This window comes from Bradyrhizobium sp. USDA 4341 (assembly GCF_054063755.1).
The window spans coordinates 5,101,132-5,127,460 of the sequence record NZ_JBSSGO010000002.1; the positions used below are offsets into that span (position 1 = coordinate 5,101,132).

Here is a 26,329-nt window from a genome sequence, read left to right on the forward strand (position 1 = left end):
GTTCCTTGTGTTCGCGCCACAACGGCTCTTGCACGCAGCTGCCTCGGCAGTGCATTGGGCGACGCAGGCACCGGACAGGCCGCAACTCGTCGCGCAGGTATAGTTGGCCGAGTTGCAGGTTGCGACGCACTCCGTTGGCACATCTCTTTGCGCCATTTGACGTCTTTCGAGCAAGGAAGCGGCGTTGCTCGAGACGGTCCCCGACAGCAACAGCACCAGCGCCAGCGTTATCCTCATATGAAATGCTCCCAGACACGATGCAGCCGCAACATCGGTCGCCGGATTTGCTTTCGCACTCCGGTTCTTGCTTTCAAATCTGAGCGCATCGCTTTGGGGTCGGCATCCTGAAGCGCCGCCTCCCGCTTGCAGCAGAGGCGAACGCTCTACGCCACCGCCCCGATCCCCACGACGTCGATGCCGTCGACGCGGCCGCGAATCGGAAGCGTTCCGAGATCGCTCACCGGAAACGGCGGCGGCGCGGCGAAGCGCGCCATCGCCGCGCGGGAGGCGAGAAAGCCGCCATCGACCTTGCGGCTCAGCTCCTCCAGCCGCGCCGCGGTGTTCATGACATCGCCGTTGAACACGATGGCCGGCTTGATGTCGCCGATCTCGCCAACGATCACCGGTCCGAAATGCAGGCTGCCCCGGATCTGCGGCGCCGCGCCGAATTCGCGCTCGAATTGCGGCGCCGCCTTCCGCAGCGCTGCGCGCATCGCCACGAAGCAGCGCAGCGGCCGGCAATCAATCGCCCCATGGTGCTCCGGCCAGGTCACAATGATTTCGTCGCCGACATAGTTCAGCACCTCGCCGCGATAATCCACGACAGATTCCGTGAGCAGACGAAAGGTACGATCGAGAAAGCGGTGAATGCCGATGCCGCCGAGCCGTTCGGCAAGCCCGGTCGACCCCGCGATATCGACGAACAGCACAAAGCGGTTCTCCTCGACCGGGGAGTGGTAGCGGCCGGAGACGAAGTTCATGAAGACGCGCGGGCCGATCAGATTGGCGATGCTGAAACCCAGGTTCAGCAGCACCGAGACCGCGGCGGAATAGGCGATGCTGACGCCGAAATCCGCGATCGAGGTTTGCAGTGGAAACCCGGCAACCCGTTCGCCGACCTGGAGCAATTGTATGACGATGATGATGACAGCGTAGATCGTGCTGCGTACGGCAAGGAGCCCGACGAAGGACAAGCGATTGAGCCGCTCCGTCATCGGGCCCTGAAGGATGAAAAGTTCGACCACTCCGATCGCCACGCATGTCACGAAGGCATAAGCGAATCCCGCAACCAGCGGCCCAAGCGTATGACGGCCTTGCACGAGATTGATTCCGATGCTCGCCACCGTGCCCACGACAATGACGGCGACGAGATAGTGCAGCCGGCGTTCAAGCTTCGCGTTCATGCGAAACACGGCCAACAGCAGATCGCAATTGCGTATGCCATCGTGTGCTCTCCCAACGTCATTGCGAGGAACGAAGCGACGACGCAATCGATTTTCCAGCTAACGGCACGATGGATTGCTTCGCTTCGCTCGCAATGACGGATGCGACTACCCCGTCCCCTGATCGAACGCCTTGCGCAGCGCGACGTAGCCCGCCTGCTGCTGGCTCCAGTTGCGGCCGCCGGTCATGGCGCCGTCGACGACGAGGTCATGGCCGTTGATGAAGCTCGATTCGTCGCTCGCCAGGAACACCGCGGCATGCGCGATGTCGTCGGGCAGGCCCGCGCGCGGGATCGGCTGCGCCGCCTTGTAGACCTCGCGCATGACAGCCGGGGTCTGCTCGGCGGCTTCGGTCGACAGCCCCAACGCCTTGCCGAAAATGCCGGTGGCGATCGCGCCGGGCGAGATCGAGTTGACGCGGATGCCGGACTCGCCGAGCTCCATCGCCACGCATTTGGTGAAATGAATCACCGCGGCCTTCGCGGCGCCGTAGACCATCGACGACGAGAAGCCGGCGAGCCGGCCGGCGATGCTGCCATTGTTGATGATGCTGCCGGAGCCCTGTTGGCGCATGATGGGCGCAACATGCTTCATGCCGAGCATGACGCTGCGTACTAGGGTTGCCATCGCGGCGTCGAACCGCTCGACGTCGAGGCCCTCGATGCCGCCGGTCTGCGCCGGGCCGCCGGCGTTGTTGAACAGGCAGTCGATCCGGCCGAATTTCTCCGCCGCAAGCGCGATCAGCGCCTGCATCTGCTGCTCGACCGTGACGTCGGTCTGGCGAAAGATGCAGTTGCCGCCGAGCCGGCGCGCCAGTGCCTCGCCCTCCGGCGCGCGGCGCCCGGCGACCACGATCCTCGCGCCCTCCGCGACAAAGACCTCGGCCGTGCGCAACCCGATGCCGCTGGTCGCCCCGGTGATCACCGCAACCTTGCCATCCAGCCGTCCCATGCGATCCCCCAACTGACGTTTGATGTTGCGGATATTCCCCAGCCGCTCCTGACAACGCAAGCGCAGGTGCGGTTAACGGCCGGCGAGGTCCGCCTGTGGCCAGAAGGCCACAACTGCGGTTTTTCGGTCGCAGCGGCCTTATTTTGGATCGCCTGTTCACGTGAACTGAAACGACCGATGGCGAGATGGATCGACGATTTCAGGGCGAGTTGGCGGGGCGATGCGCAGCCGTCGTTGCTGCTTGCGGTCGCGTTCGCCGTGTTCTGTCTCGTTTTGGCCACGGCCGCGCGCTTCGGGCTCGCCCAGATCAGGCCGGACGTGTTCTTCACGCCCTATTTCCCGGCGGTGTTCTTCGCGACCGCCCTTGGCGGCTTCCGGATCGGGATCGCCACCGCGCTGGCCAGCGGCCTGCTCGGCGTCCTGCTCAATTTCAGCGGCGCGCACGCCGATCCGGCGCGCTTTGCGCTGCTGATGATCTTCTGGGTGGTGTGCGGCATCGCGATCTGGGGGGTGGAGCACTACCGTTCCCTGGTCGCGCAGCAGCGCGAGGTTTCCAAGCGGCTGATCGAGGAGGAACAGTACCGCAAGATCGTGGTCGATGAATTGCAGCACCGGCTGAAGAACAAATCCTCGACCATTCATGCCGTGCTGCATCAGGCGCTGCAGGACCGGCCCGACGTCTGGCAGCGCATCGACCATCGCATCCGCGCGCTCGCGGCGACCGACGATCTGATCGCGCGGGTCGACGGCTATGGCTGCGATATCAAGGATTTGCTGCGCTCGGAGCTCGGGCCCTACGGCCATGTGCGGTTCAATCTCAATGGCGAGCAATTGTTCCTGCCCGCCAAGCTCGCCGTCTCGCTGGCGCTGATCTTCCATGAGCTCGCAACCAACGCCGGAAAATACGGCGCCTTCTCCTCGCCGCGCGGATTTCTGCAGGTGTCATGGACGGTGGACGATGGGCGTCTCAACGTGATCTGGGACGAAACCGAGGGACCGGTGGTCGAGGTCATCGGCGAAGCCGGCTTCGGCACCAAGCTGTTGAAGTCGGCGCTGCGGCCGTTCGACGGCAAGACCGAGATCAGTTACCTGAAGACCGGTGTTCACTGCATCATGCAGTGCAATCTGCCCAACTGTTGATAAGTCTGCTTTTCGGTACACGCGCTTTATTTGCGCGTGCCGATGCAACCGCGCGCGCCGCAATCGCTTTCACCGGCGGCCGATGCCGATATTGATACTCTGTTAATGACGATTGCCGCGACGGCTTGCGAAAGCAGCCCGGGTCTCTTTCTGTCACGGCATTTCGCAAGTCCGCTTAACCAAAACTACAACGGACTTTGCCAAGGTCGGCGCATGCATAGTTTCACCAAAAACGATTTTCAGGCGGGCACGGCAGCGACCGGGCAAGACGACATTTCCAGCTATGAATTGCACATCCTGCGCGATCTTCTCCAACTGCTGCCGGCCGGCGTGACCGTCCAGGACGAGCAGGGCCAGTTCATCCTGGTGAACGAAGCGGCAGCGAGCCAGTTGCAGTTGGCGGCCGGCGCGAGCGAGCCATCGCCGGTCGACGAACGCCACGCCGCCAATTTGGAGCTCTTGCGCAGCGGCCGTCCGGTGGTGCTCGAGGAAGTCCTCGCCCGCGGCGCATCCAAATACGTGTTCCTCACCGCGCACCGGCCGGTCCAGATCGCCGGGCGCAATCTCCTGATCTCGACCTCGACCGACATCAGCGAGCAGAAGGCGTTCGAAGACGAGCTGTTCCGCTCGGCCTATTACGATGAACTGACCGGCCTGCCGACCCGGCGGGTGATCGAGCATCGCGTCAACGGCCTGATCCGCGACTCCGCGCAGAGCCATTTCGCGCTCGCCTTCCTCGACGTCGACAACTTCAAGCACATCAACGACTATTACGGCCACGCGATCGGCGATGCGCTGCTGGTCGAGCTGTCCAAGCGGCTCGGCCACGCGCTGCGCGAGACCGATATCCTGTCACGGATCTCCGGCGACGAATTCCTGCTGCTGCTGAACCCGATCAGCGGCAACGACGAGGTCGCCGAATTCATCCACGTCATGCAGGAACGGCTGAAGGCGCCGTTCTTCATCGAGGACTCCGAGATCTTCGCCTCGACCTCGATCGGCGTCAGCCTCCACCCCATGCATGGCAGGAGCTACGAGGCGCTGCGCCAGAACGCCGACATCGCGATGTACCGCGTCAAGAACAACGGCAAGGGCGCGACCGCGTTCTTCGACAACAGCATGGAGCGCGAGGCGCTGGCGCGGATGAAGATCGAGCAGTCGTTGCGGCTGGCGATCCTGGAAAAGCGCTTCTGCTGCGCATTCCAGCCCAAGGTCGATATCCGTACCCAGGAGATCAAGGGCATCGAGGCGCTGGTGCGGCTGCGCGACGACGAGGGCGTGATCCAGGCGCCGGGCACCTTCATCAACCTCGCCGTGGAGCTCGGCCTGATCGACGAGCTGACGTTTCTGGTGCTGGCGGAGATCGTCAAGTCAATCGACCTGATCAATGACACGTTCGGCCCCACGGCGACGATCAGCATCAATGTCGCCGCCAAGCAGGCCGGCAACGTCGAATTCATGCGCGGCTTCGCGCGCGCGCTCGAGGAGACCGGCTTCCCGAAACGCTTCATGATCGAGGTGACCGAGGACGCGTTCGTGACCCGATCGCATTTCCAGGACCAGATCCTGCCGATCCTGCGCGGCATCGGCGTCGGCATCTCGATCGACGATTTCGGCATCGGCTATTCGTCGCTGTCGGCGCTCGCCGACATCACCGCCGACGAGATCAAGATCGATCGCTCCTTCATCACCGACATCCATAAGCGGCCGCGCAGCCAGGGCATCCTGCGCGCGATCGAATCGCTGAGCGAGGCGCTCGGCATGACCGTGATCGCCGAGGGCATCGAATCCTACGAGGAGCTCACCTATCTGCAGGCGGCGACCAAGATCCGCTACGCCCAGGGCTTTTACTTCGCCAAGCCGATCTTCCTCGAGGACCTGAAGCCGGCGACGCCGGTCGCCAGCGAGACCCGCGCCAGCATGGCGGCGCGCCCGGCCCAGGAAGGCCGGCAGAGCTACTCGCGCGCCAGCGGTTTCAGGCGGTAAAGACCACTTCGTTTCAAGCAGGCGATGGCTGGTTGTCGCTTCACCTCGCCCCGCCTGCGGGGAGAGGTCGGAACGCATCGTCAGATGCGTTCCGGGTGGGGGGGTACAAGTCTCACCTCGGTCGGAACTCGTGGAGACAGCCCCTCACCCCGGCCCTCTCTCCGTAAGAACGGGGAGAGGGAGAAGGTCGAGCTACTTCTCCAGCACCGGCAACGGCGGCACGCTGTCATTGGCGGAGCCAGCCTGCATCGTGATCAGGGTCATCGAGACCAAGTCGTAGTAGCCCATGATGCCGATGATATCCATGATGCCGCGCTCGCCGAATTTCTCCTGCGCCGCCTTGTAGACGGCGTCGCTGACCTTCCTGTCGCGATAAAGCGCAATGCCGAGATCGTAGAGCGCAGCCTCGTCGTCCTTCATGCCGTCGGGCCGCGTGCCCTTGGCGATGCCGTCTGCGATCTTCGGATCGAGCCCGCCCTTCATCGCCAGCGGATAGTGCGCGGACCATTCATATTGCGCGGTCCAGTGCCGCGCCGTGATCAGGATCGCCATTTCGCTCAGCCGCGCCGGCAGCGAGGTATTCCAGCGCAGATAGTCCGACAGGTTCGACAGCTTCGGCGCCAGATCGGGGTTGCGGATATAGGCGCGGTAGGGCGGCACGGTGAACCTGGCGTTGCGCGGCGGCGCGCTGATCAGGTCGGCCCAGGACCTTTGCGGTGGCGACAGTTCCTCGGCCTTGAGCGGCGCGAACCGCACGGCGTCCTCGGCTCGCGCAGCGGCCGGCGCGGTCAACGCCAGCACTGCCAGAACGCCCGCCCCAAGTAATTTTCTCACTGTTGCTCTCCCTTTCCGATGCAGGCTTCTCGTCGTCCTGCACAGCCGCGCGAGCTTAGAGCGTTTTCGAGCGAAGTGGACCCGGTTCGCGTGAAGAAAACGCGTCAAAACAAGAATCTAGAGCTTCGGTTCTGATTCAATCAGAACCGAAGCTCTAGTCGCGATCAAAAGAGATGCAACGCGGCGAGCGCGCGTTTGCGCCGCACCTACCGCCACGCCCGACATCAGCCTATATTGAGGCCGTCCGAAGCGGCGCGAAGGTGTCAGCCATGCAGCCTGTATCTATCCTCCTGAACATCCTCTGGATCCTGATCGGCGGCGCCTGGATGGCGTTCGGCTGGCTGATAGCCGCGGTGATCATGGCTGTCACCATCATCGGGCTGCCCTGGGCGCGCGCCGCCTTCAACATCGCGGTCTACACGCTACTGCCGTTCGGCTCGCGTGCGGTACGCCGCGATGAAGTCACCGGCATGTCCGATATCGGAACCGGACCGCTCGGCGTGATCGGCAATCTGATCTGGTTCATCCTGGCCGGCTGGTGGCTTGCGATCGGCCATCTGATCACCGCGATCCTGCTCGCGGTGACCATCATCGGCATCCCCTTCGCCTGGGCGCACCTCAAGCTCGCCGGCATCGCGCTGTGGCCGATCGGCAAGGTGATCGTACCGGCGTAAGGCGACCACATCGCGATCAGCGGGCTTTCGCGCGAACTCTAGCGCGCGGCCTCGCAGCCGGGGATGTCGAACACCGCGGTGAGGCCGCAGGGTGAGTTGAGCATCTTGCCGCCCTCGTGGCCGACGCCGGGCACATCCCACACGCTGTGGTTCGGCGTACCGTTGTCGCGGGCCTGCATCGCCGCGACATAGGAATGGCCGCGCGCGTAGCGATACGGCCCTTCGGCTTCCGCCATGCAGGATTTGTCGAGCGCGGGATGATTGGGGTTGGTGTCGAGCGTTCCCAGGAGATAGATCACGCGGCGCGCGACATAGGCCTGCTCCAGCGCGGCCGGGGTCGGCTCGGCGAGATAGGGCGGGCGATCGTCCATGCCGAACTTCCAGCTGTTGTAGCCTTCACACTTCGCCACGATCGTAGGCTCCGGCCGCTCCTTGGTGAAATAGGCGTAGGAGGAAGGATTGGCGACGACGTAGCGCACGCCGATGCCCTCGCGCAGCAGCACCTGACCGCCCTTCACCGCGATCGCATAGCGCTGCACCACCTGGCCGCCGCCGGAATGGCCGAACACGACGACCTGCTTCAGGCTCGGAAACAGCTTGCGGTCGCCGAGCCTGGCCAGGATCGCATCGAGCGCCTCGAACGAGCTCGCCGGGTTCGGCGCGACCGCGGGCTCGCCGCCCTGCCAGCCATAGAGGCTCCAGCGCAGCGTTTCCGCCGGCAGCTTGAACGCCTCGACATCGGGCTCGATCAGGAATTGCGGCGCGATCATCAGCGTGCTCTTGCCGACATCGCCGGCCGCGGCCTGCGCGCTGAGCGCCGCGCGGAAATAATCGTCGGCGTTGCGCAGCACCCCGTGCAGCACCAGCACCGCGCGGGTGACGTCCGGCAGCGGATTGGACCAGTCGGCCGAGAGGTAGACGGGAAACGTCGCGCTGCCGACGGCAATGCGTCCGCTGGCGATCTCCTTCACCGGCTTCTTGTCACGGTCGATCTGCTCCTGCGTTGCCGACGCGATCGGCGCGTGAACGGTCGCGATGAGCAGTGTCAACGCCGCAAGCCAGGCTCGGTGATGCATGGTTCAGTCTCCATTAATGCCGCGAGGCACGATGCAATCCGGCTGGATCATGGCGCGTCGGGCGCCGATTCACCCATGAATTTTCGGAAAGCTTCCGGATACACCTCACGCCGCGAGCCGTCCGCGATTGTTCGCGGCGAGGATCGGGCGGATCAGGCGGCCGAACCGCTCGGCCTCTTCGTCGTGCAGATAGCCGGACAGGCAGAAAGAGTGGCAGCCAGCGTCGATGAACTGCTGCAAGGTCGCGGCGCATTGCTCGGGGTTACCGACAACCGCAATGCCGGCGCCGGGCCGCACCTTGGTGATCCCGGTCCACAGGTGCGGCATCAGGAGGTCGCCATAGTCGCGCGCGAGCTGCTGCACCCGCTGGTTGGCCTCGGACCTGACATAGAGCGTCTTCATCTCTTGCTTCTGCCGCTCGGTGGCATGGCGCACCAGCTGGTCGGCCGCCTCCCAGGCATCCGCCTCGTTCTCGCGGCAGATCACCTGCAGCCGCATGCCGAAGCCGATCGCGTCCTCGCGGTCATGCGCCCGCGCCATCTGCCTGATCTCGGCGATATTCTCCGCGATACGCTCCGGCAGATCGCCCCAGAACAGATGGACGTCGGAATGCTTCGCCGACACCTCCCAGGCCTGCCGCGAGCCGCCGCCGAGATAGAATCTTGGAAACGGCTGCTGCAGCGGACGCGGCCGGATATGCGCGCCCGAGATGGTGTGAAACTTGCCCTGGAAGTTGACCGGCCCGCGCGTCGTCCACAGCGCTTTCAGGATCGAGACCTCTTCCTCCATCAGCGCGTAGCGCTCCTCCTTGGCGTAGCGCACGCCTTCGGCCTCGACCTCGCTCTCGTTCTGGCCGGCGATCAGGTTGATGCAGATCCGCCCGCCCGACATCTGGTCGAAGGTCGAGATCATCTTGGCCATCAGCACCGGGTTGATATAGCCGGGCCTTGCCGCAATCAGCGGCTTGATCCGCGCCGAGCGTGCCGCCATGAAGGCGCCGGATATCCAGGCCTCCCAGCACACCGAGCCGACCGGGATCAGGAGATATTCAAACCCGGCATCCTCGGCCGCCTTGACGACGCGGTCGCAGAGTTCCGGCGACCCCGCGACCTGCGCCTCCATCAGCCCATAGGCCGTGGTGTCGCCATGCGTGGGCAGATACCAGCCGAATTCCAGCGGACGCATGGGCACCCCCCTCGAAAGACGGCCTTTTTCCTCTAGAGCCCCCTTCCGCTCCGATTGCATCGGATCGGGGCTCTAGATTCTCGTTTGACGCGTTTTCTTCACGCGAACCGGTACCCACTTCGCTCGAAAACGCTCTGGCCTGTCATATTGGCGCAGGCAGTTTACAGCCCTTGACCGGCCGGACAACGCCGTTGCCGACACCGAGCCAATCAGCTAAATGGTGGCCGGTACGCACCCGTAGCTCAGCTGGATAGAGCGTTGCCCTCCGAAGGCAAAGGTCACACGTTCGAATCGTGTCGGGTGCGCCAGCGTTTCTCTTGATCTACCAACGTTTTAGAGCGTTGGTGGTAGCTCCTCAAAAGCTCCTCGGACCAGCCGGTCACAACCGGGTCACACGAGAGGAGCTTTTCACGTGGCAAGCCTACGATTGAGAAACGGGAAGTGGCAGGTCCAAGTCAGACGACACGGACACTCGACACGAGCCCAATCGTTTCAATCCAAATCCGATGCACAACGATGGGCACGGCAAATCGAAGCCGAGCTAGATCGCACGTTGATCCCGAACGACGTGCGGACCCTCAATACAACCACAGTTGCGCAAGTCCTTACGCGCTATCGGGACACCGTCACCAACGAGAAGCGTGGGCTGGTTCCAGAGCGCAAGCGGATCGAAGTGTTCCTTCGCCAACGATGGAGCACACTGCCACTTGCAAAGATCGATGCTGCACTCTTCAGCCGATACCGTGACGCACGACTTAAGCAGGTACGACCCGGCACAGTCATACGGGAGCTAGGACTACTACGATCCATCTTCGAGATGGTGCGCCGAGAATGGGGCTACGCCACATTCCAAAACCCACTGGCGGCACTTAGAAAGCCCAAGACACCGGAGGGGCGCGACCGGAGGTTAAGGGCCGGTGAGCTACAGGCGCTTACCCAGGCGTGCAGTGTCGTCAACGGCACGTGGCTCTTGCATGGCTTCCACCTCGCAATCGAGACAGGTCTAAGGCGCGGTGAGCTACTGGGCATCCGATGGCAGGACGTGAACTTCGATACTGCCGTTCTGTACGTGCCTTTCACCAAGACGGACAAAGCCCGCACAATACCGCTCACTGATCGAGCCGTGGACATACTGAAGGAGCGTAAGGCGGCATCCACTACAGATGCCGAATACGCATTTCCGGTTGGGGCCAATGCTTTCCGCCTTGCATGGGAACGCTGCAAGCGGCGTGCGGAGCGAGCCGGGAGCTTCGGCGTACGAGAGCTACGCTTTCACGATCTACGGCACGAAGCTATCAGCAGGTTCTTCGAGTTAGGACTGAACACTGCCGAGGTCGCATCAATCAGCGGGCATCGCGATTTGCGGATGCTGTTTCGCTACACGCACTTGACGCCTGAATATCTCGGCGCAAAGCTTCGCGCGAACAAAAGCGCGCCTGGCACAGAGCGCGACGACAAGTCCGCTCAATCGCCCCGTAAACCTAAAGGGAAACAACCAGAGGCGCGCAACGATCTCGATCCGATGCCGGTGAATGCAGATCGATTGATAGGAGGCCCCAAACATGCCAGCGCTCACGTTAAAGGAAGCAGCCGCCGAACTGCGCATCAGCTACCGGCGGCTCCAAGACATTGTAAAGCGTCACCCCTTTTATTACCCAAACGGCAATCGCAAACTATTCACGGAAGAGAACCTGTCGTTGATACGAAGCGCGCTTTTAGAAGAGAAGCTAAACAGTGAACGGCCGCGCAAGACCACCGTCGTTGCGGAACCTTCGGGGGCAATGGCGCTCAAGAAGGTGCTGGCATTTCTGGCGGCCAATAAGCGACAAGCGAGACCAAAAAGACGCAATGCCTCTAGGTTACGCCCAAGAAGCCGAGAGCTACCTGACGAGTAAATCCATTACCTCCCTTTTAGGAAGAACCGACCTCGTCCCGGATTGGCCGGATAATACGACAATTCCCCCATAAGATAGTCCTATAGGGAAACCTGTCGGATTTTCCCTGCGCGACCCAAGGGCCTGCCGTTCGCAAGAACGGTGGGCCTTTTCTCATTCTACAAACCGAAAACAGAACTGCGAGAACATGAAATCTCACTTCATCGAAAGCATGACCCAACTCTTCCGATCGCGTCCGTGTCCGAAGGGATTGATCGAAGGCTGGCACCAATTGGAGCAGGCGGTAGCTACTGCTGTTGATCAACGCAAGTGGCAAATCATCCAGTGGCCAACGGGTACCGGAAAGACAGAAGCTCTTACAGGCCTCTGTGCAGGGCCTGGACTTGAGTGCCACCCCGCTGCACTGATCGTCACCAAGTTCACCGAGGAAGCCAGCACGGTTGCGATCCGGATCAATGATAGAGCCGGATTGCATATAGCTTTGGCAGCACATGGGAAAGCTCCAGCGACGATACAAGCGATGACCGAGAGTCCCGTGTTGGTTACGGCGTTCTTCATGACCCTGTTTATCGCGAAAGGTATGCGCAGAATCTCAAGCGCGAATTTCCCCGCATTCCGTTTTATGCTGACTTCTGGAAATGGGCGGAATGGGGAGAGAAGCTGATAGCAATGCACGTCGGCTACGAAACTGTGAAGCCATGGAAGCTGAAACGTGTAGAAGCCGCTGACGCGAAGTCCACAAAGGCTGACAGTTCGCCGAAGCCTGCACTCAAGGTGGACCGAGACAACGGCATCATTGCACTGGATTCTGAGACGAAACTGACCGCGATTCCAGATGAGGCGTGGGCTTATCAACTCGCAAATCGATCGGCGCTAGAGTGGATACTCGACCAATACAAAGAATGGACGCCAAAGGATGCAACCATTCGCGATAAGTTCAACACCTATCGGTTTGCTGATCACAAAGAGAAGGTCATCGATCTCCTTATGCGGGTCACGCGCGTGAGCGTCGAGACGATGCGAATCGTTGACGCGATGAAAGTAGAGAAAAGGTAGAATATTTCAGTAGCTGACATGGCCAGGGCTCGCGTTGCACGTCCCGATGGTCGTCGGCAAACTTTGCAGGGAACTGCGTGGAGGTGGGATGACGAGACGGAAGCGGTCGGCACTGTCTAGTCCAATTGTTGGAATTGTTTTGCTGAGCAGTTGGTTTGCTCTAACGCAGGCCGCGGCGCAAACGAAGGATGCGGCTTCATTTGATCGCCATCTTCGTTCCCTTGCTGAGAAAGGAGATGTCGATTCCCAGTACAAGCTTGGGACCGCGTACGATGGAGGGCTTGGCGTTGCAAAAAACTATACTGAGGCGTTTAAATGGTTTCGCCTCGCCGCGGAACAGGGCCATGCCCATTCGCAGTTTCGAGTTGGAGACATGTATATGTCCGGCGATGGCGTCGCCAAGAACGATGGCGAGGCGGTGAAGTGGTTTCGCAGGGCCGCTGAACAGGGGCTAGCTAATGCTCAGGGTATGCTCGGAATAATGTACGCGAAAGGACAATCCGTTCCGCAGGACTACGTGCTTGCATATATGTGGCTCCATTTGGCGACCGAAGGCAATCAAAGAGCCGCGCAATTTCGAGATGCCGTTGGGCAAAGCATGACTGCCGCTCAGGTCGCCGAGGCGCAGAAGCGAGCACGGGAATGGAAAGCATTGAAGGGGCGATAACGGGTTTGAGCTGCTAGGCAGTGGCTTGTGGTACCGCGACACTTCATGGGGAGCCGGCGTGAGTGAGCATTGGCGAGAAGTGCCGCGCTTGATAACGCAACTCTACGAACTAACGGACGAGTTGGAAGAGCGTTCGGGTGCAAGTTCACTCCCGATGGGCACCTCATGGGTAGCCTCGGCGAAGCGATGGCGGTGTACATGTACGATTTGGTGCTCGCCGATCCGTCGCTTGAGACCCATGATGCTGAGACGAAGGACGGCAGGACGCTGGTGCAGATCAAATTCACGGCAGGAAAGTCCGGTTACGGCATCTATTCTAAGCCCCAACATCTCATCGCGTTGCAACTTGTCGGCCGCCAAGAAGTAGTTGAGGTATTCAACGGCCCTGGCGAGATCGCCTGGAAGTGCGCCAGCGTCAAGCCGTCAAAGAACGGTCAGCATTCGATGGCGATGGGGCGACTGCGGGCTCTCAATGCTGAGGTCGCCAATCATGAACGTATACCGCGAATGCGCAATCTCAACTTGGTTCGACGCTAAGCTCAACTGGCAAGTCAAGGATTGAGGGCATCAGGCGATTGGTCTGAAATTGACCGAATGCCGACGTGCATTCACGTCGCCTTCTATTTTTCCTTTCGAATGCCACCTTGCGAACGCCTAAACTCCCGGTCAGGATCGCCCGAGAAGCCCGCTGAAAGCCGGCGGCTACGAGCCCAAATACGCATGCGCAGGTAGATTCGGCTACGGAACAAGGCTATATACCTCAGCGAGTATGGTCCAATTTATTCCCGCCCTTCTCTCTTTCAAGAGTATTGTCGTGACACCAAAGCCCAGGGGCCGCTCTATACGGATGTTCCTCGCCGACGGAACGCCCACCGGATTGATCATCGCTGAAATCGTCAACTGGACTGGAAAGGCACTCGTGGTCCCACGGCCTGCCTTCGCTGGCTTTCTCAAGAGAGAGGAGGCTCAGAGTGCCGGTGTCTATATTCTAACCGGCCCCGATCCCGACGATCCCTTCCGTCAACTTCTCTACGTGGGACAGAGCGAGACGGTGGGACGTCGGCTTGTCGAACACGACAGCGACCCCAAGAAAGATTTCTTCGACCGAGCTATTGTCTTTGTGAGCAAGGATGAGAATCTCACAAACGCTCATGCTCGGTTCTTAGAGCGTCATCTAACGGGTAGAATAAAAGCCGCGGGTCGTTCAACTCCCACGAACACGAACAATCCTGGTGGCGCCGCGTTGCCCGAGGCAGACGTGGCTGACATGGAGTATTTTCTCGATCAGATAGAGATTGTCCTGCCGGTATTAGGTCTGGATGTGCTCAGACCAGTTGCAACATTGCGAGCGACGAATCCGAAGCCTGGCTCTGCAATGCCTGCGCTCGATTCGACCAATTCGAGCCCAACGTTTGAGTTGAAAGTCGGCCCCACGCTAGCGAAGGCCGTAGAGCTAGACGGCGACTTCATTGTTAAAAATGGTTCTGTTGCAAGAGACAGCGAAGCAGGTTCTCTCAATGACGGGTATCGATCATTGAGAATGAAACTGAAAACTGACGGGGCATTGGTGCAAGGAGAGAATCAAACGCTGATATTTACACGAGACGTGGCGTTCACCAGCCCATCTGCTGCAGCCTCAGTTGTTTACGGCGCTTCGATGAGCGGGCCTGCGAATTGGAAACTAGCAGGCACAGACAGGACCTACGGCTAGTTTCGGCAAGCCGCCTTGAAAGAAGCGGAGGCCGAAGGCGAGCGGCTTTCAACCGGCTCTCAATCGGACGGGACGACGACACAGCCGGCCGACTCTCAAGGTGCCCCTTGAGGCAGCATCGATCTTACTGCTTCTGCACGAGGCCGGGACTTCCGCATAAGGCACGCCCCATCTTTGCTAGGCAATCGTCAGAAGGCATTCCCCGACCGAGAAACTAGCTAAGTCCTCACATATGGGCGGCATCATACGTCGTGTATCCGCACTCAAGTCCGTATCGAAGGAAAACTGCATGGGACTGTTCGACAAGCTCTTTGGCATCGGGCGGAACAATCAGTCCGCCCCCGCGAAGCGGGAATCGCTCTCAAGAGGGGGACGAGCGGAGTTCATATCGCCAAGTGATGGCTCGATAGTCCGCTCAGAACACACTGCATGGACGATGATTACTCATCCGCATCTCGAAATAGTTAGGACATACCAATTTGAGGGGCTTCCTCCTCCAAACGAGCATCGGAAGATCGAAATCCGCTGCCGACAAACCAAACCTGTCGGAAATGAATCGGCGAAGCCGCTGATCTACTTCGTTGTGCAACCTCGAATGGGAGACGGAGGAGGCTTTCTGGCTGCCAACTTTGCCCCGCACGATTCAGTCAAGCAATACACGGCCATTATTCTTAGGGTCGAGGCAACTGCTACCGCAAACCAACTGTATGTTCTTCATGAGCATACGGATCAATGCTTGGATGTGTTGTTTGCGGGTAAGCCTATCGCAGTCCAGTTGATGTCACAGGCGGGAGTGTTTGCATCGTTTCTGCTCGAAAACGACCGCAGCTTTCGCGACGTGTATACAGGTACGCGAAGCCTTTGAGCACGCATATTCTTCATTAACTTTGCACTTCTGCAATTCCATCTTAGGGCGAGGAGAGAGCAATGGGGGCAATCAAGGGGCTGCTGGCGTCGCTGACCAGTTCGGCGTTCGGTATAATTTTCCTGGCGGCGGGGACACTGGGCTGGGCTTACTGGATGTGGATGTCCATTATCCTCGGCAAGTTCGGAATGTTTTTCTTCGGGATTTTGGGACCGTTCGCACTAGTTGCAGGCTTCCTTGGTCTCTGGTCATTCTTCTTTGGCATACCACATTGGCTGCTGTGACGCGATCGTCGGCTGTAGTCCTTTCGTTCCTTCTAAGGTTTGGAACAGACAAAAACAGAAACGTTCTCTTGCCGATCGGTGCTCGCGGTGCGGCGCACATCGACGCTGTGACTGGGCGCAACTATACATCTCGGTCTTATCTACTGCACGCCGTCATGATGCAGGCCTAGTCCGATTGCGAGTAGCTTTCAACGTGATGCCGGAATGTCCACCCGCATTCCCGCATTGTGGTCCACGACGTAAAGGGGCACGCAGGGGAAATGCGAATACATTCTGTAGGCTGGGCTTTTTTTGGCTTGGCGCTCTTGTTGGCTGGCTACGTACTTAACCGTGGCATCCTTGTGGGTTCCCACGTGACTGCAGAACATTGGCCGCCCGAGAACCCAGGAGCGTACCTGTATTACAATCGGTGCAATTACCTGCATCTAGGCGGCGTGCATTCCGTGAAGCTAGGCGCGAAAGAAAAGGTGGAGGCGGAGAGCTTCGTTTGCCAGATGTTCGATGACGGTTTCCCTCCGGCCAGTATCGCCAGAGACGCCGGCTAAGTGGCCTTCCGGCTACTGGCTAGAAAGGACGGGAGCGAATGGTGGTGCTGTATATTTGGAGCGTATCAGACGAGAGGACCGTCGATGGAGAGGAAGTATTTCTCCTGCCCAGAGGGAGACGAGTGCAACGCACCGGACTGCAAGGCGACGTACTGTGTGCGCCAAGCGAAGCGGCTTGCTGCCCAGCGGAACTCCGCAGAGAACTCCGGAGATAAAAAACCTTTGGTACAATGCCACGGATGCCGCCCGTCGTATCATTGCGCCGCTCATCGCCAAGTATAGGAGCAGGAGCAACCTGTAGGGTGCGCCAGTTTTAACGCACAGGCGGACTCGGCTGCGGGCCGGGACAACGCGCTAGGCTCGTCCGTCTGCCTCGCTTTCCTCAAGGGCGATCTTCATGAACTCATCGGGCTTGAAAGCAACGTCCCCGACCGTCTTTGCCTCGAACAGCGGGGCACGTGCGGCTGCTCTGAATAGGGCCTCGTTGACCATGTGGCCGCCGTCTTCCGCGATGGCATACGTCCAAGGCTTTCCTTCCCCATCGCCTATTAGCTTGGCTAGTGCGCGGAGCCTGTAGTCGAGGGCGATGATTACGTCCGGCTTCTGTTCTTTGTGCAGAGCCGCTATCAGCGACATGGACGGGTCTCCTGGACCTAGCCGCTCGCGATCCGCGATTACGGCCTCGTGGCCCCTTATGAGCACATCGAAAGGGACCGCCGGAATGGGCTTGAGCTTCCTCGGCATGACCATCAGTACAAGAAGCGGGAAAAGATCAGCATGGCTACGAGTACGATTGCAGCAAGGATACCCAATCCTTTACCGTCGAACTCGAAGAACGGGCCTTTGAAGCGCAGTTGGTGATCGGACATAGGCGCAACTCTCCTTATGAAAAAAGTGGAGTTGCCCTTCGGGCTTAGTGGTCCTCTTCGTGAGTCGGGTCAAGGGGCGTCATGGGAAACCGGCCCGAATCACCCAAAGATGTGCAGGAGAAAGATTTCTCCTGATAACCGGGCGACTGCGCCAAGTTTAGATGCCAGAAATGACGGATTTTTTTGTGGGGGAATCCAAGATCAACCGCACGCGAGTTCCCCCCGTGCCGCTCCGACTGGTTCGGCGCAACGGTCACAACTCGGTCACAGCGGTCACACCAAATCGCTCGGCTTGGACTTGACCTTAAGGGGGGTACCACCCTAGCTTACTTCACAGATTGGCTGTGTTTTAAGGGACTTAGAGACAAGCACGTCAGAGAAGCCAACCGGCGCAAACCAGATCGAGTTGCCCTCCGAAGGCAAAGGTCACACGTTCGAATCGTGTCGGGTGCGCCACTTCGATTTTTCGTCCGCTTCGATGTCCGGCCATGGTGCCGGCCGATCTGCCGGTTTCCAGCAGACCGGCCTCGCCTCAATGATGAGCCGACACGCTCTTCATGCATTGGGACATGAGATCGGCACCGGCAAAGTGGCCGATATCCCCCAGGCTGACCATGCCGACCATCCGTTTGCTCTTGTTGATGACAGGCAGCCTGCGGATCTTCAGCGTCTCCATGTGATGCACCGCTTTCGCCAGATCGTCGTCTTCCCGGCAGCAGTGGATGCCTTCGGTCATCACATCGCGCGCTGTGGTGCGCGCAGAGTTGAAGCTCTTGCTCGCAAGACCTTTGCAGACGAGGTCGCGATCCGTCACCATTCCGATCAGACGATCGTCTTGTCCGACCGGAATGCAGCCGACGTCGTGCCCTTGCATCAATTTTGCGATTTCAGTGATCGGGGTATCTGGGCTGACCCAATCGACGCCCTTGTGCATCACGTCCTTGACCTTCATGGAGGACCTCCCTTGCAAGGCAGCAGCCCCTCGCTTGCAACTATACAGCAGATCGGGCGTGACCGCATGTGTGCTGCGCCCTGGTCAGCGCGCAGCGACAGGTGCTCCGGCTATCACGCCCTCAGTCGTGCGTACTGAAGCGGCCGTGCAGGCAGCCGGCGGTCAAGCGCGCGAATTGCGCACGACCGAGGTGAAGCAACGTCTCATGATCGCCGGCTTCGATATAGATCTCGGGCTGCATCTGGATGCTGTCATCAACGATAACGTCGAGTCCATAGCAGATGCCGGCAGCGGGAACCGCCCCATGCGCACAGTCCGCGAACAGTCGATCGATCTCGCTTTCAGCGGCCATCGCAACATCATCACCGAAGCCCGCCCTCAGATCCGCCAGCCTGAGGTGATGCGATGCCGGCAGCACGGCGAGCAGGTAGCCGCCATTGCGACGCAACACAATGGCCTTGGCCAGGCGATCACCCGGGACGTGACATGCCTGGGCGGTCAGGGCTGACGACATCGTCAGCACATGCGGGATTTCGTCGTACGCGATGTTTTCCGCTGCGAGATATTTGTGCAGTGTGGGAGAAATGGTCATGGCGTCACCTCCGGTGCGACATGCAACCATCCAGCGTGGTCCCTGCCCGCCGCACGATGAGCGGCTGCGTGGTTCTCGAGGCAAAATATATGTCCTGCTGCAGGACACCGCAATGCGATCCCTAATTTGGACGCCGCGCCAGGCTCAAATTCCGGGCCTTGTCCAGATTGCGGGCCTCTGCCAGCGCGGCCGCGCTCGGCAAGAGGGCCGACGCGAGGTCGGTCTCGGTGAAATCGGCGCCGGCGAGATTGGCGCCCGATAGATCGGCTCCCGCAAGGTCAGCCTTGCTGAGGTTGCAGTTCGCCAAATTGGCGTTCTGCAACTGCGCGAATTCGAGATCAGCGCGCGCAAGATTGGCGCCGCTCAGATCCGCATTCCGGAGATCGGCGGATTTGAGCACGCCACGCATCAGACCCATCGATTGGTTGCGCATATCGGCGCTCAAATCCGCGTCCGCGAGTTTGGCCCCGATCAGGCTGGCACCGGATAGATCGCCGGTGATGCGAGCGCCGCTCAAATCGGCGCCGCCAAGCTTGGCGCGCTGCATCTGCGTGCCGAGCAGCGATGCCTTAACGAGGGACGCCCCCGTCAGATCTGCGTCGATGAGCCAAGCCTGGTTCAGTATGGCCCGATCGAAGCGCGCGGCTTTCAGATTGGTTCGGTTGAGCTTGACGAGATGAAGGTTGCCACCGGAGAAGTCGAGGCCCGAGAGATCGAGGTGCGACAGCCGCTTGCCTTCCAAATCTGCGCTGCGTCGGTCCCCTTGATGCACGGCCTTGAGGAGCGCGTCGACCTCGGCGCGCGTCATCTCCGACGTCGTCATCTCGGGACTGTCGAGGTCGACGCTACGCAACATGTCCTGTGACGTGGCGGCAATCGGATCAACGAGCAGCGCCGCCATCGATACAAAGGCAAATGCGAGACGAAACCGCATCGCCGTCTTTCCGCTTTTGAGGTATCGCCTCTCTTCGCGCCGGCCACGCCGTGGAGATGCGCTTCCGGCGTTCCGAGTATGAAACCGGATCATGATCCTGGCAATGCTCGTGGCCGTTTCGTACGAAGGAACGGGGCCTCGGGAGGTCGTGCTTTCAGACATCGGAGATTCGCGCCAGGGTCCGCTCCGCCGCGAAACCCACGTTTTTGCAGCGCGACAACGACCCGACGCGAACCGGCCGCGCTTCTCAGCCTCGGTTCAGCAGCTGCCAGGTTGACGTGGCATGCGCGATCGGCTCGCCGGCTGCGGTGGAGGCCTGGGACTGCACGAAGAAGGTCTTCCGGCCGCGCTTCAGGAAGGTCGCGTGACAGGTCACGCGCCCTTCGCGCACCGCGGCGAGATACTGCACCTTCATCTCGAGCGTGGTGCCGGCACCGGCGACGTGGTTGACCAGATGCCCCATCGAGATGTCGAGCGCGGTCGCGAGAACCCCGCCGTGCAGCGTGCCTTGCGGGTTGAACAGCGGCCTCTCGACGTCGAACGAGACGATGCACGCCTCGCTTTGGTAGGCGATCTCGAGGCCGAAGAAGCGCGACAGGAAGAACGACCCGAATTCCTGCCGCTCGTCCTCGACGGCGCGACGCATCATCTGCTCGGCGATATCTCTCATGACGACACTCATTTGATCACGATACTCACGTGGGCGATCGCACGAAGCTCCGTCCAAAGTCTCCGAACGCGCCTTCGAGCGCGAATCTCTCCAGCCGATCGTCGGTCCAGCCGAGCCATTCCGCAAGCACCTCGCGCGTGTGTTCGCCAAGCATTGGCGGCGGCGTGGAAGGCGCCGGCGGCTCGTCACCGAACCGCGTTGGCCTCGCGATGAACCTCACATCCCCGGCGGCTGGATGGCGGACGCTCTGGACCATGCCGCGCTGCGTGAGTTGCGGCGTCTCGCAGACCTCGCCGACCGACTTGATCGCGCCGCAGGGAATGCCGGCGGCAGCGAGCGCCTGCAGCCAATAGGCGCGGCTCTTCCGGACAAGGATGGGGGCGAGGATCGCGACGAGTTCATTGCGGCTCGCCGCGCGCTTCGGGGCAGTTTCGAAACGCACGTCATCGCGCAGCTCCGGACGGCCGATGACATCGCAAAAGGCCGCCCAGAACTTGTCGTTCGCGACTCCGACATTGATCCAGCCGTCGCTCGCCTCGAACGGCTCGTACGGGCTGATGGTTGGATGGACGTTGCCCCGGCGCCTCGGGCTTTGTCCCGAGGCGAAATACATGCCGGCGTTGAACGTCAGCAGCGATGCCATGGCGTCGAGCATGGAGACGTCGACCCGCCCACCTTCGCCCGTCCGGTTCTTCCGCATCAGGGCGGCGAGCACCGAATGCGACGCATACAGGCCGGTGACGAGATCGGCGATCGAGGTGCCGACCTTGGTCGGCGGCCCAATCGGATCACCGGTGATGTCCATCACGCCGGATTCGCCCTGCAGGATCAGATCGTAGCCGGGGCGCCCGGCGTCCGCACCGGTGCGCCCAAACCCCGAGATGCTACACAGGATGATGTCGGGCTTGCGGGCGCGCAGCGCGTCGAAGCCGAGGCCCCATTTGTCGAGTGTGCCCGGGCGAAAATTCTCGATCACGACGTCGGCTGCGGATGCAAGATCGAGCACCGCGTCGCGCCCCGCCGGCGACTTCAAATCGATGGCGCAACTTCGCTTGTTGCGGTTCACCGAGAGGAAATACGCGCTCTCGCCGCCGACGAAGGGCGGTCCGTAGCGGCGGCTTTCGTCGCCTTGCCGCGGATCCTCGATCTTGACGATGTCGGCGCCGAGATCGCCGAGCTGCATCGTGGCAAAGGGGCCGGAGACCACCCGGCAGAGGTCGAGAACTCTGATGCCCGACAGCGGCTCGCGATCAGACGATCGCATCAGCGAGGTCCTTCATCGACGGCACCAGGATGTCGGGCTGGTGCGGCGTGATGCCGAACGGGCGGCTGCGCCGGTCGATGAAGGCCGTCCGCATGCCGGCGGACTTGGCGCCGATGCAGTCGAAGGCATGATTGGCCACGAACAGCACCTCGGCCGGCTTCACGCCCATGATCTCGGCTGCTTTGGTGTAGGTCGCGACATGCGGCTTGAACGAATTGGCCTCGGCCACCGAGATCACGCGATCGAACGGGACCTTGTGATACTGCTTCGCGGTCTCGAGCATGTCCGGATCGCCGTTCGAGAGCACCACCAGCTTGTATTTGGCTTGCAACCGCGCCAGCGCTTCCGGCACCTCGGGAAACGGCACCAGCTTCTCGATCTCGCCGACGAGGTAACGCACCTCATCCATCGTGTAGTCGATCTTGGCGCGGTCCATCACGTGCGACACCGCGCGATGGCCGATCTCGCGATAGGGCGTGTGCTCGCGATGCAGCAGCGCATCGATCATCGAATTCTCGAAATGCGTGCGACGCCACCATGTGACGAAGGAATTCGGATCGCCCTTCCAGCCCTTCTTCGCGAGGAACGGCGCCGCGATCCTGGTCAGGCCGCCCTGCATGTCGACGACCGTGCCGTACTGATCGAACATGCAGATCTTCACTTCGCGTTTGATCGTCTCGGAATTCATTGGTGCCTCCTTGGTTCAGATCGATTGGATACGCGCCGCATCGCCATAGATGAAATGGATTTGTGATCTCTCACTATTCACGATATGAATGATGGCATGAACCTCCGATCCATCGACCTCAATCTGCTCGTCGCGTTGGATGCACTGCTGACCGAGCGTCATGTCACCAAGGCGGCCGACCGCGTGGGCCTCAGTCAACCTGCGATGAGCAACGCACTCAACCGGCTGCGTGCGATGTTCGAGGACGAGCTGCTGGTGCGGACGACGAGCGGGATGAAGCCCACGCCCCGTGCCACCGAACTGGCGGAGCCGCTGCGCCAGGTGCTGCGCCAGGTCGAGCGGGTGATGGCGAGCGACGCCGGCTTCGATCCAGCCCGGATCGAACGCACCTTCACGATCAGAATGTCGGACATTCTCGCCTGCTTGCTGCTGCCGCGACTCGCCGCGGCGCGGCCACCCGATGCGCGGATCTCCTACAACACGATCCATCTGCCGCCCGCTTTGACGATCGATGCGCTGGAGCGGGACGAGATCGATGTCGCGGTCAGCATGGGGCTCGAGCATTCCGCATCGATCCGTTCCGAGACGCTGCTGCGCGACCGCATGGTCTGCCTGATGCGGGGCGGTCACCAGATCAAGCGCGGGCGGCTGACCTTCGAGCGCTTCATCGCGCAGGAGCACATGAAGGTCTCGATGAGCCCGACCGATCTTCGCTTCGTCGACGACGTGCTCGCCGAACGCGGCCATCGGAGACGCATCGCACTGAACGTGCCGCATTGGCTGGTCGTACCTCATGTCTTGAAGAGCACCGATCTGCTCGCGGTGATGCCGAGGCATCTCGCCGCCGTGCTGATGGACGACGGTCTGCGGATGGAGGAACTGCCGTTCGAGTCCGCGCCGTTCGACTGGATGTTGTACTGGCATCGCAGATACGATCAGAGCAATGCCAACGGCTGGCTCCGCGATCGGCTCAGGGCGGCGTGCTCCGATCTGGGCTAGGCCCCGATGTCCGCCGGCCTCCTCGCGATCGACGATGGATGTCCTGCCTCGGCGTCCGTGACGGCCGACGCGTCCTCCAGCGAGCGTCCCTTGGTTTCGAATCCGAACACAAGAAACACCACGGCCTGGAACACGAGGATGCCCGCCAGCGTCGTCAGCACGCCGGCCAAGCCATGCCAGGCGAAGATCGCGACCACGACGTACTGCACCAGCGCGGTCGCCATCCGTCCGGACGTGGCGCAGATCGCCGTGCCACGAAGCCGATACCGCGTCGGGAACAGTTCGGGGACATGCATCGCGAAGCCGGTCGCCAGCATGACGTAGATCGCGGTGACCAGCAGGAAGCCCACGCCTGCGAGCGCAACACCGTCCGCCATGTACGGATAGGCGATACCGAGCACCGCAGCCGCAATCGACGAGCAGACGATCGAGAGCCTGCGTCCAAGCCGGTCCGCCAGCACAAGCCCGATCAGCGATCCGACTGGCCCGCCCAGCGCCATCACGGTGGTGTAGCCCAGCGAGGAGACCACGCTGTGGCCGCCCTTGACCATAAAGGTCGGCAGCCAGCCGATGAACCCGTAAAGACTGAAGCCGACGACGATGTGCAGCAGGCTGCCGAGCAGCGTGCGCGCGAGATATGGCGGCTGGAACAGGCGCCAGACAGCGCCGGGCGATTCCTGCGCCTGCGCGCCGGCGGCGACGGGAGCCAGCGCTCCCTTGCGCGCGGCCTCCGCTTCGATCGCCGAAAGAATTGCCTCCGCGTCGTCGGCGCGGCCGTTGGCGGCGAGCCAACGCGGCGATTCCGGCATCGACTTGCGCAGGAACCAGACGATCATCGCGAGGAGGCCGACGAGAGCGAACATGTAGCGCCATCCCAGCGTCGGGATCAGCCACAGCCCGATCATGGACGACGCGAACAGCGAGAAGTTGGTGATGACAGCCAGCAGCCCGATCCAACGTCCGCGCGAGGCGGCCGGCACGAACTCCGTCAAGGTCGCATAGCCGACCACGATCTCGGCGCCGAGCCCGATGCCGATGATGAAACGCAGGCCGATCAGAACCGTCATGCCGGGCGCGAAGGCGGCGGCGATCGACGCGAGGCCGAAGATCGCAAGGTTCATCTGGTAGGAGAAGCGGCGACCGAAGCGGTCGCCAAGGATGCCGGAGAACCAGGCGCCGATCGTCATTCCGACAAAGGTCGCGGAGACAAATGCGGCGTTGAGCTCGAGCGTGGACCAGCCTTCCTTGAGCACCGCGCCCAGCACACCGCCGGCCAGATAAATGTCGAATGCGTCAAGGAACATGCCGGCGCCGATCAGGGCCAGGATGCGCCAGTGGAATCCGCAGATCGGCAGCCTGTCGAGGCGCGCGCCCGCGTTGATGTCGATGTCGGCGGATCGCGCCATTCCAAACCTCCCTGCCCGGCCTTGTGCGAGCCGGATGCTCCAATGATCGATTGATGACGCGCAGGGGGTCGCCGTCCAATTCAAAACGAAAATTCGACTATTTGGCGCAGTGATGAAGCCGCCGAAACCGCACGATCGCGTTCCATCCTGACACCGAGCTGACTTGCATCTGCCGTCGTTAACGATCCCGTCGTCGCGCGATCACGTGATCGCTCATCGACGCACGCATTCACAACGGGTTCATGCCGGCGCGACTATTCGAGTCCGAAGCTGGGGGAAGCAAGATTGGAGTATCTGCCATGCGCCGCATCGCCGGACTGCCTTTCGCCTTGGCTCTCAGCCTCTGCTGTCTCTCGCCACCTCCCGCTGCGCGCGCGCAGCTCGCCATCAGCATCACCGTCGATGCGGCACCGCCGCCATTGCCGGTGTACGAGCAGCCGCCGATCCCCGGCGACGGCTACATCTGGACCCCAGGCTATTGGGCGTGGAGCGACGATATCGGTTACTACTGGGTGCCCGGCACGTGGGTGCTGCCGCCCGCGCCTGAATTGCTATGGACACCCGGCTACTGGGGCTGGAACGATGGCGTCTACGCGTTCCACGCCGGATATTGGGGAGCGAGCGTCGGCTTCTACGGCGGCATCGCTTACGGCTTCGGCTACACCGGCCTCGGCTATGACGGCGGCTACTGGCGCGGCGGCAGCTTCTTCTACAACCGCTCCGTCACCAACATCACGAACGTCTCGGTCACCAACGTCTACAACAAGACCGTCATCAACAACACGGCCAACATCAGCTACAACGGCGGCACCGGTGGCACCACGGTGAGACCGACGCCGCAGCAGCTCGCCGCCGCGAGCGAGCACCACGTGGCTGCGACCGGCGAGCAGACTCGGCACGCGGAAGCGGCGATGAAGGATCCGGCGCTGGCGCTGGCCAGCAATCATGGTCACCCGGCGATCGCCGCGACTGCGCACGCAGCAAAGTTCAGCGGCGCGGGCGTGATCGCAGCGCACCCGGGCAAGCCGATCGCGGCGCCGCCGCCCCGGCATGCGCAACCCGCGACCGGACACGCTCTGCCGACGGGGAATGCGCTGCCGCCAGGACACGCACTGCCGACAGGAAACGCTTTACCGGCGGCACATGCACTACCGAGCGGAAGCGCTCTGCCGCCAGCGCACACACCGCCAGCTGGACATGCCTTGCCTGCGGGACACGCTCTGCCGGCAGCCCACGCGCTGCCGACAGCGCACGCCGTGCCCGGCGCGGGCAATCATCCCGCACCGACGCCGCACGTCGCTGCGCCGGTCGTGCATGCACCCAGGCCGCAGCTCGCGCAGCATGCACCACCGCCGCCACGCGCGGTCGTGCATCCGCCGGCGCCACACGTCGCGCGGCCGGCCGTGCACCGTCCTCCGGCGCCGCCCCGGCGTGCGCCGCCGCCGCATGTGTCACGGCCGGCACCGCGGCCTCATCCCGCACCGCGGCCGCATCCTGCTGCGCGGCCGCATCCGGCGCCGCACAAGCACTGACGATCCAGTTCGTCGGCGTGCCTGCAAGGGCACGCCGATTTCACATAAGGACCAATCGCTGACGGCGTCGGAAACGAAGGGTAGCGAAGCCTTCATGGGAGCGCCCGCCTTC

At 61.6% G+C, this 26,329-nt stretch carries 25 protein-coding genes, 2 tRNA genes and 1 pseudogene; 15 read left to right on the top strand and 13 right to left on the bottom strand.

Annotation, left to right across the window (positions count from 1 at the left end; translation table 11 throughout):
• Positions 1-383 precede the first annotated feature (383 nt).
• Both ACVIGB_RS30175 and ACVIGB_RS30180 read right to left on the bottom strand, forming a co-directional pair.
• On the bottom strand, positions 384-1,403 hold the full coding sequence (locus ACVIGB_RS30175) for an adenylate/guanylate cyclase domain-containing protein (RefSeq protein ID WP_456719917.1): 1,020 nt from the start codon (positions 1,401-1,403) through the stop codon (positions 384-386).
• A 147-nt stretch (positions 1,404-1,550) separates the two neighbouring features.
• Entirely contained in the window at positions 1,551-2,393 is an 843-nt protein-coding gene (locus ACVIGB_RS30180; protein WP_092120415.1) for an SDR family NAD(P)-dependent oxidoreductase, read from the bottom strand.
• Between the two features lie 177 nt (positions 2,394-2,570).
• On the opposite strand from ACVIGB_RS30180, the gene ACVIGB_RS30185 reads away from it, so the two are divergent.
• Positions 2,571-3,533 carry a sensor histidine kinase gene (locus ACVIGB_RS30185; protein WP_092120417.1) on the top strand — a complete coding sequence of 321 codons (963 nt, stop codon included), beginning with the start codon at positions 2,571-2,573 and terminating at the stop codon, positions 3,531-3,533.
• Between the two features lie 213 nt (positions 3,534-3,746).
• The gene (locus ACVIGB_RS30190; protein WP_456719916.1) at positions 3,747-5,519 is read left to right on the top strand and encodes a putative bifunctional diguanylate cyclase/phosphodiesterase; all 1,773 of its coding nucleotides are present in this window, start codon (positions 3,747-3,749) and stop codon (positions 5,517-5,519) included.
• Between the two features lie 192 nt (positions 5,520-5,711).
• Here ACVIGB_RS30190 and ACVIGB_RS30195 read toward each other — a convergent pair whose 3' ends face one another.
• A complete protein-coding gene (locus ACVIGB_RS30195) occupies positions 5,712-6,353 on the bottom strand; it encodes a carboxymuconolactone decarboxylase family protein (protein ID WP_456719915.1) in 642 nt (213 codons plus the stop codon).
• Positions 6,354-6,622: 269 nt separating this feature from the next.
• On the opposite strand from ACVIGB_RS30195, the gene ACVIGB_RS30200 reads away from it, so the two are divergent.
• Entirely contained in the window at positions 6,623-7,027 is a 405-nt protein-coding gene (locus ACVIGB_RS30200) for a YccF domain-containing protein (protein WP_092120423.1), read from the top strand.
• Positions 7,028-7,065: 38 nt separating this feature from the next.
• Here the strand turns inward: ACVIGB_RS30200 and ACVIGB_RS30205 are convergent, their stop codons facing one another.
• Together ACVIGB_RS30205 and ACVIGB_RS30210 are read right to left on the bottom strand one after the other, a co-directional pair.
• Positions 7,066-8,103, bottom strand: a complete 1,038-nt coding sequence (locus ACVIGB_RS30205) for an alpha/beta fold hydrolase (protein ID WP_456719914.1) — start codon at positions 8,101-8,103, stop codon at positions 7,066-7,068.
• A gap of 105 nt (positions 8,104-8,208) precedes the next feature.
• Positions 8,209-9,288: an LLM class flavin-dependent oxidoreductase gene (locus tag ACVIGB_RS30210; RefSeq protein WP_092120429.1), complete on the bottom strand. Its 1,080-nt coding sequence runs from the start codon at positions 9,286-9,288 to the stop codon at positions 8,209-8,211.
• Positions 9,289-9,519: 231 nt separating this feature from the next.
• On the opposite strand from ACVIGB_RS30210, the gene ACVIGB_RS30215 reads away from it, so the two are divergent.
• The 9 genes and pseudogenes from ACVIGB_RS30215 to ACVIGB_RS30255 all read left to right on the top strand — a co-directional run bounded on the left by ACVIGB_RS30215 (position 9,520) and on the right by ACVIGB_RS30255 (position 15,766).
• Positions 9,520-9,596: transfer RNA gene (locus tag ACVIGB_RS30215), tRNA-Arg, on the top strand.
• Positions 9,597-10,105: 509 nt separating this feature from the next.
• Positions 10,106-10,672 (top strand): annotated as a pseudogene (locus ACVIGB_RS30220) (site-specific integrase); the annotation flags it as partial.
• Between the two features lie 178 nt (positions 10,673-10,850).
• The gene (locus ACVIGB_RS30225) at positions 10,851-11,183 is read left to right on the top strand and encodes a hypothetical protein (protein WP_456725314.1); all 333 of its coding nucleotides are present in this window, start codon (positions 10,851-10,853) and stop codon (positions 11,181-11,183) included.
• 468 nt (positions 11,184-11,651) lie between these two features.
• The gene (locus ACVIGB_RS30230; protein ID WP_456725042.1) at positions 11,652-12,239 is read left to right on the top strand and encodes a type ISP restriction/modification enzyme; all 588 of its coding nucleotides are present in this window, start codon (positions 11,652-11,654) and stop codon (positions 12,237-12,239) included.
• A gap of 88 nt (positions 12,240-12,327) precedes the next feature.
• Complete coding sequence (locus tag ACVIGB_RS30235) at positions 12,328-12,906, top strand: tetratricopeptide repeat protein (RefSeq protein ID WP_456719913.1); 579 nt, start codon at positions 12,328-12,330, stop codon at positions 12,904-12,906.
• A gap of 69 nt (positions 12,907-12,975) precedes the next feature.
• Positions 12,976-13,443 carry a DUF6998 domain-containing protein gene (locus ACVIGB_RS30240; RefSeq protein ID WP_456719912.1) on the top strand — a complete coding sequence of 156 codons (468 nt, stop codon included), beginning with the start codon at positions 12,976-12,978 and terminating at the stop codon, positions 13,441-13,443.
• Positions 13,444-13,753: 310 nt separating this feature from the next.
• Positions 13,754-14,617, top strand: a complete 864-nt coding sequence (locus tag ACVIGB_RS30245; RefSeq protein WP_456719911.1) for a GIY-YIG nuclease family protein — start codon at positions 13,754-13,756, stop codon at positions 14,615-14,617.
• A 289-nt stretch (positions 14,618-14,906) separates the two neighbouring features.
• Entirely contained in the window at positions 14,907-15,482 is a 576-nt protein-coding gene (locus ACVIGB_RS30250; RefSeq protein ID WP_456719910.1) for a hypothetical protein, read from the top strand.
• 62 nt (positions 15,483-15,544) lie between these two features.
• Positions 15,545-15,766 (top strand): hypothetical protein, encoded by a 222-nt coding sequence (locus ACVIGB_RS30255; RefSeq protein ID WP_456719909.1) that lies wholly within the window; start codon positions 15,545-15,547, stop codon positions 15,764-15,766.
• Between the two features lie 899 nt (positions 15,767-16,665).
• Here the strand turns inward: ACVIGB_RS30255 and ACVIGB_RS30260 are convergent.
• Positions 16,666-16,947 (bottom strand): hypothetical protein, encoded by a 282-nt coding sequence (locus tag ACVIGB_RS30260; RefSeq protein WP_456719908.1) that lies wholly within the window; start codon positions 16,945-16,947, stop codon positions 16,666-16,668.
• 601 nt (positions 16,948-17,548) lie between these two features.
• Between ACVIGB_RS30260 and ACVIGB_RS30265 the strand changes: the two genes are divergently transcribed.
• Positions 17,549-17,636 (top strand) — tRNA-Ser (locus ACVIGB_RS30265).
• A gap of 76 nt (positions 17,637-17,712) precedes the next feature.
• On the opposite strand, the gene ACVIGB_RS30270 is transcribed toward ACVIGB_RS30265, so the two are convergent.
• From ACVIGB_RS30270 to ACVIGB_RS30295, 6 genes are all read right to left on the bottom strand, one after another.
• On the bottom strand, positions 17,713-18,132 hold the full coding sequence (locus ACVIGB_RS30270) for a CBS domain-containing protein (protein ID WP_092120432.1): 420 nt from the start codon (positions 18,130-18,132) through the stop codon (positions 17,713-17,715).
• 121 nt (positions 18,133-18,253) lie between these two features.
• Positions 18,254-18,724, bottom strand: coding sequence for an aminoacyl-tRNA deacylase (locus ACVIGB_RS30275; RefSeq protein WP_456719907.1), 471 nt, complete (start codon positions 18,722-18,724; stop codon positions 18,254-18,256).
• Between the two features lie 121 nt (positions 18,725-18,845).
• Positions 18,846-19,658, bottom strand: coding sequence for a pentapeptide repeat-containing protein (locus ACVIGB_RS30280; RefSeq protein ID WP_456719906.1), 813 nt, complete (start codon positions 19,656-19,658; stop codon positions 18,846-18,848).
• 247 nt (positions 19,659-19,905) lie between these two features.
• Positions 19,906-20,328 carry a PaaI family thioesterase gene (locus ACVIGB_RS30285; RefSeq protein ID WP_092126350.1) on the bottom strand — a complete coding sequence of 141 codons (423 nt, stop codon included), beginning with the start codon at positions 20,326-20,328 and terminating at the stop codon, positions 19,906-19,908.
• Positions 20,329-20,353: 25 nt separating this feature from the next.
• Positions 20,354-21,592 carry a CaiB/BaiF CoA transferase family protein gene (locus tag ACVIGB_RS30290; protein ID WP_456719905.1) on the bottom strand — a complete coding sequence of 413 codons (1,239 nt, stop codon included), beginning with the start codon at positions 21,590-21,592 and terminating at the stop codon, positions 20,354-20,356.
• On the bottom strand, positions 21,579-22,280 hold the full coding sequence (locus ACVIGB_RS30295) for a haloacid dehalogenase type II (RefSeq protein ID WP_456719904.1): 702 nt from the start codon (positions 22,278-22,280) through the stop codon (positions 21,579-21,581). Before ACVIGB_RS30295 ends, ACVIGB_RS30290 begins: the two co-directional genes overlap by 14 nt.
• Positions 22,281-22,376: 96 nt before the next feature.
• Between ACVIGB_RS30295 and ACVIGB_RS30300 the strand changes: the two genes are divergently transcribed.
• The gene (locus tag ACVIGB_RS30300) at positions 22,377-23,279 is read left to right on the top strand and encodes a LysR family transcriptional regulator (RefSeq protein ID WP_456719903.1); all 903 of its coding nucleotides are present in this window, start codon (positions 22,377-22,379) and stop codon (positions 23,277-23,279) included.
• Here ACVIGB_RS30300 and ACVIGB_RS30305 read toward each other — a convergent pair.
• A complete protein-coding gene (locus ACVIGB_RS30305; protein ID WP_456719902.1) occupies positions 23,276-24,685 on the bottom strand; it encodes an MFS transporter in 1,410 nt (469 codons plus the stop codon). The two genes, ACVIGB_RS30300 and ACVIGB_RS30305, sit on opposite strands and share 4 nt — an antisense overlap.
• A 299-nt stretch (positions 24,686-24,984) precedes the next feature.
• Between ACVIGB_RS30305 and ACVIGB_RS30310 the strand changes: the two genes are divergently transcribed.
• Positions 24,985-26,217 carry a hypothetical protein gene (locus ACVIGB_RS30310; protein WP_456719901.1) on the top strand — a complete coding sequence of 411 codons (1,233 nt, stop codon included), beginning with the start codon at positions 24,985-24,987 and terminating at the stop codon, positions 26,215-26,217.
• Positions 26,218-26,329: the final 112 nt, after the last annotated feature.

Coding starts and splice junctions, on each gene's coding strand:
- ACVIGB_RS30175 (WP_456719917.1), bottom strand. CDS start 1,403: ATGAACGCGAAGCTTGAACGCCGGCTGCACTATCTCGTCGCCGTCATT.
- ACVIGB_RS30180 (WP_092120415.1), bottom strand. CDS start 2,393: ATGGGACGGCTGGATGGCAAGGTTGCGGTGATCACCGGGGCGACCAGC.
- ACVIGB_RS30185 (WP_092120417.1), top strand. CDS start 2,571: ATGGCGAGATGGATCGACGATTTCAGGGCGAGTTGGCGGGGCGATGCG.
- ACVIGB_RS30190 (WP_456719916.1), top strand. CDS start 3,747: ATGCATAGTTTCACCAAAAACGATTTTCAGGCGGGCACGGCAGCGACC.
- ACVIGB_RS30200 (WP_092120423.1), top strand. CDS start 6,623: ATGCAGCCTGTATCTATCCTCCTGAACATCCTCTGGATCCTGATCGGC.
- ACVIGB_RS30205 (WP_456719914.1), bottom strand. CDS start 8,103: ATGCATCACCGAGCCTGGCTTGCGGCGTTGACACTGCTCATCGCGACC.
- ACVIGB_RS30210 (WP_092120429.1), bottom strand. CDS start 9,288: ATGCGTCCGCTGGAATTCGGCTGGTATCTGCCCACGCATGGCGACACC.
- ACVIGB_RS30225 (WP_456725314.1), top strand. CDS start 10,851: ATGCCAGCGCTCACGTTAAAGGAAGCAGCCGCCGAACTGCGCATCAGC.
- ACVIGB_RS30235 (WP_456719913.1), top strand. CDS start 12,328: ATGACGAGACGGAAGCGGTCGGCACTGTCTAGTCCAATTGTTGGAATT.
- ACVIGB_RS30245 (WP_456719911.1), top strand. CDS start 13,754: ATGTTCCTCGCCGACGGAACGCCCACCGGATTGATCATCGCTGAAATC.
- ACVIGB_RS30250 (WP_456719910.1), top strand. CDS start 14,907: ATGGGACTGTTCGACAAGCTCTTTGGCATCGGGCGGAACAATCAGTCC.
- ACVIGB_RS30255 (WP_456719909.1), top strand. CDS start 15,545: ATGGGGGCAATCAAGGGGCTGCTGGCGTCGCTGACCAGTTCGGCGTTC.
- ACVIGB_RS30260 (WP_456719908.1), bottom strand. CDS start 16,947: ATGTCGCTGATAGCGGCTCTGCACAAAGAACAGAAGCCGGACGTAATC.
- ACVIGB_RS30270 (WP_092120432.1), bottom strand. CDS start 18,132: ATGAAGGTCAAGGACGTGATGCACAAGGGCGTCGATTGGGTCAGCCCA.
- ACVIGB_RS30275 (WP_456719907.1), bottom strand. CDS start 18,724: ATGACCATTTCTCCCACACTGCACAAATATCTCGCAGCGGAAAACATC.
- ACVIGB_RS30280 (WP_456719906.1), bottom strand. CDS start 19,658: ATGCGGTTTCGTCTCGCATTTGCCTTTGTATCGATGGCGGCGCTGCTC.
- ACVIGB_RS30285 (WP_092126350.1), bottom strand. CDS start 20,328: ATGAGAGATATCGCCGAGCAGATGATGCGTCGCGCCGTCGAGGACGAG.
- ACVIGB_RS30290 (WP_456719905.1), bottom strand. CDS start 21,592: ATGCGATCGTCTGATCGCGAGCCGCTGTCGGGCATCAGAGTTCTCGAC.
- ACVIGB_RS30295 (WP_456719904.1), bottom strand. CDS start 22,280: ATGAATTCCGAGACGATCAAACGCGAAGTGAAGATCTGCATGTTCGAT.
- ACVIGB_RS30300 (WP_456719903.1), top strand. CDS start 22,377: ATGAACCTCCGATCCATCGACCTCAATCTGCTCGTCGCGTTGGATGCA.
- ACVIGB_RS30305 (WP_456719902.1), bottom strand. CDS start 24,685: ATGGCGCGATCCGCCGACATCGACATCAACGCGGGCGCGCGCCTCGAC.
- ACVIGB_RS30310 (WP_456719901.1), top strand. CDS start 24,985: ATGCGCCGCATCGCCGGACTGCCTTTCGCCTTGGCTCTCAGCCTCTGC.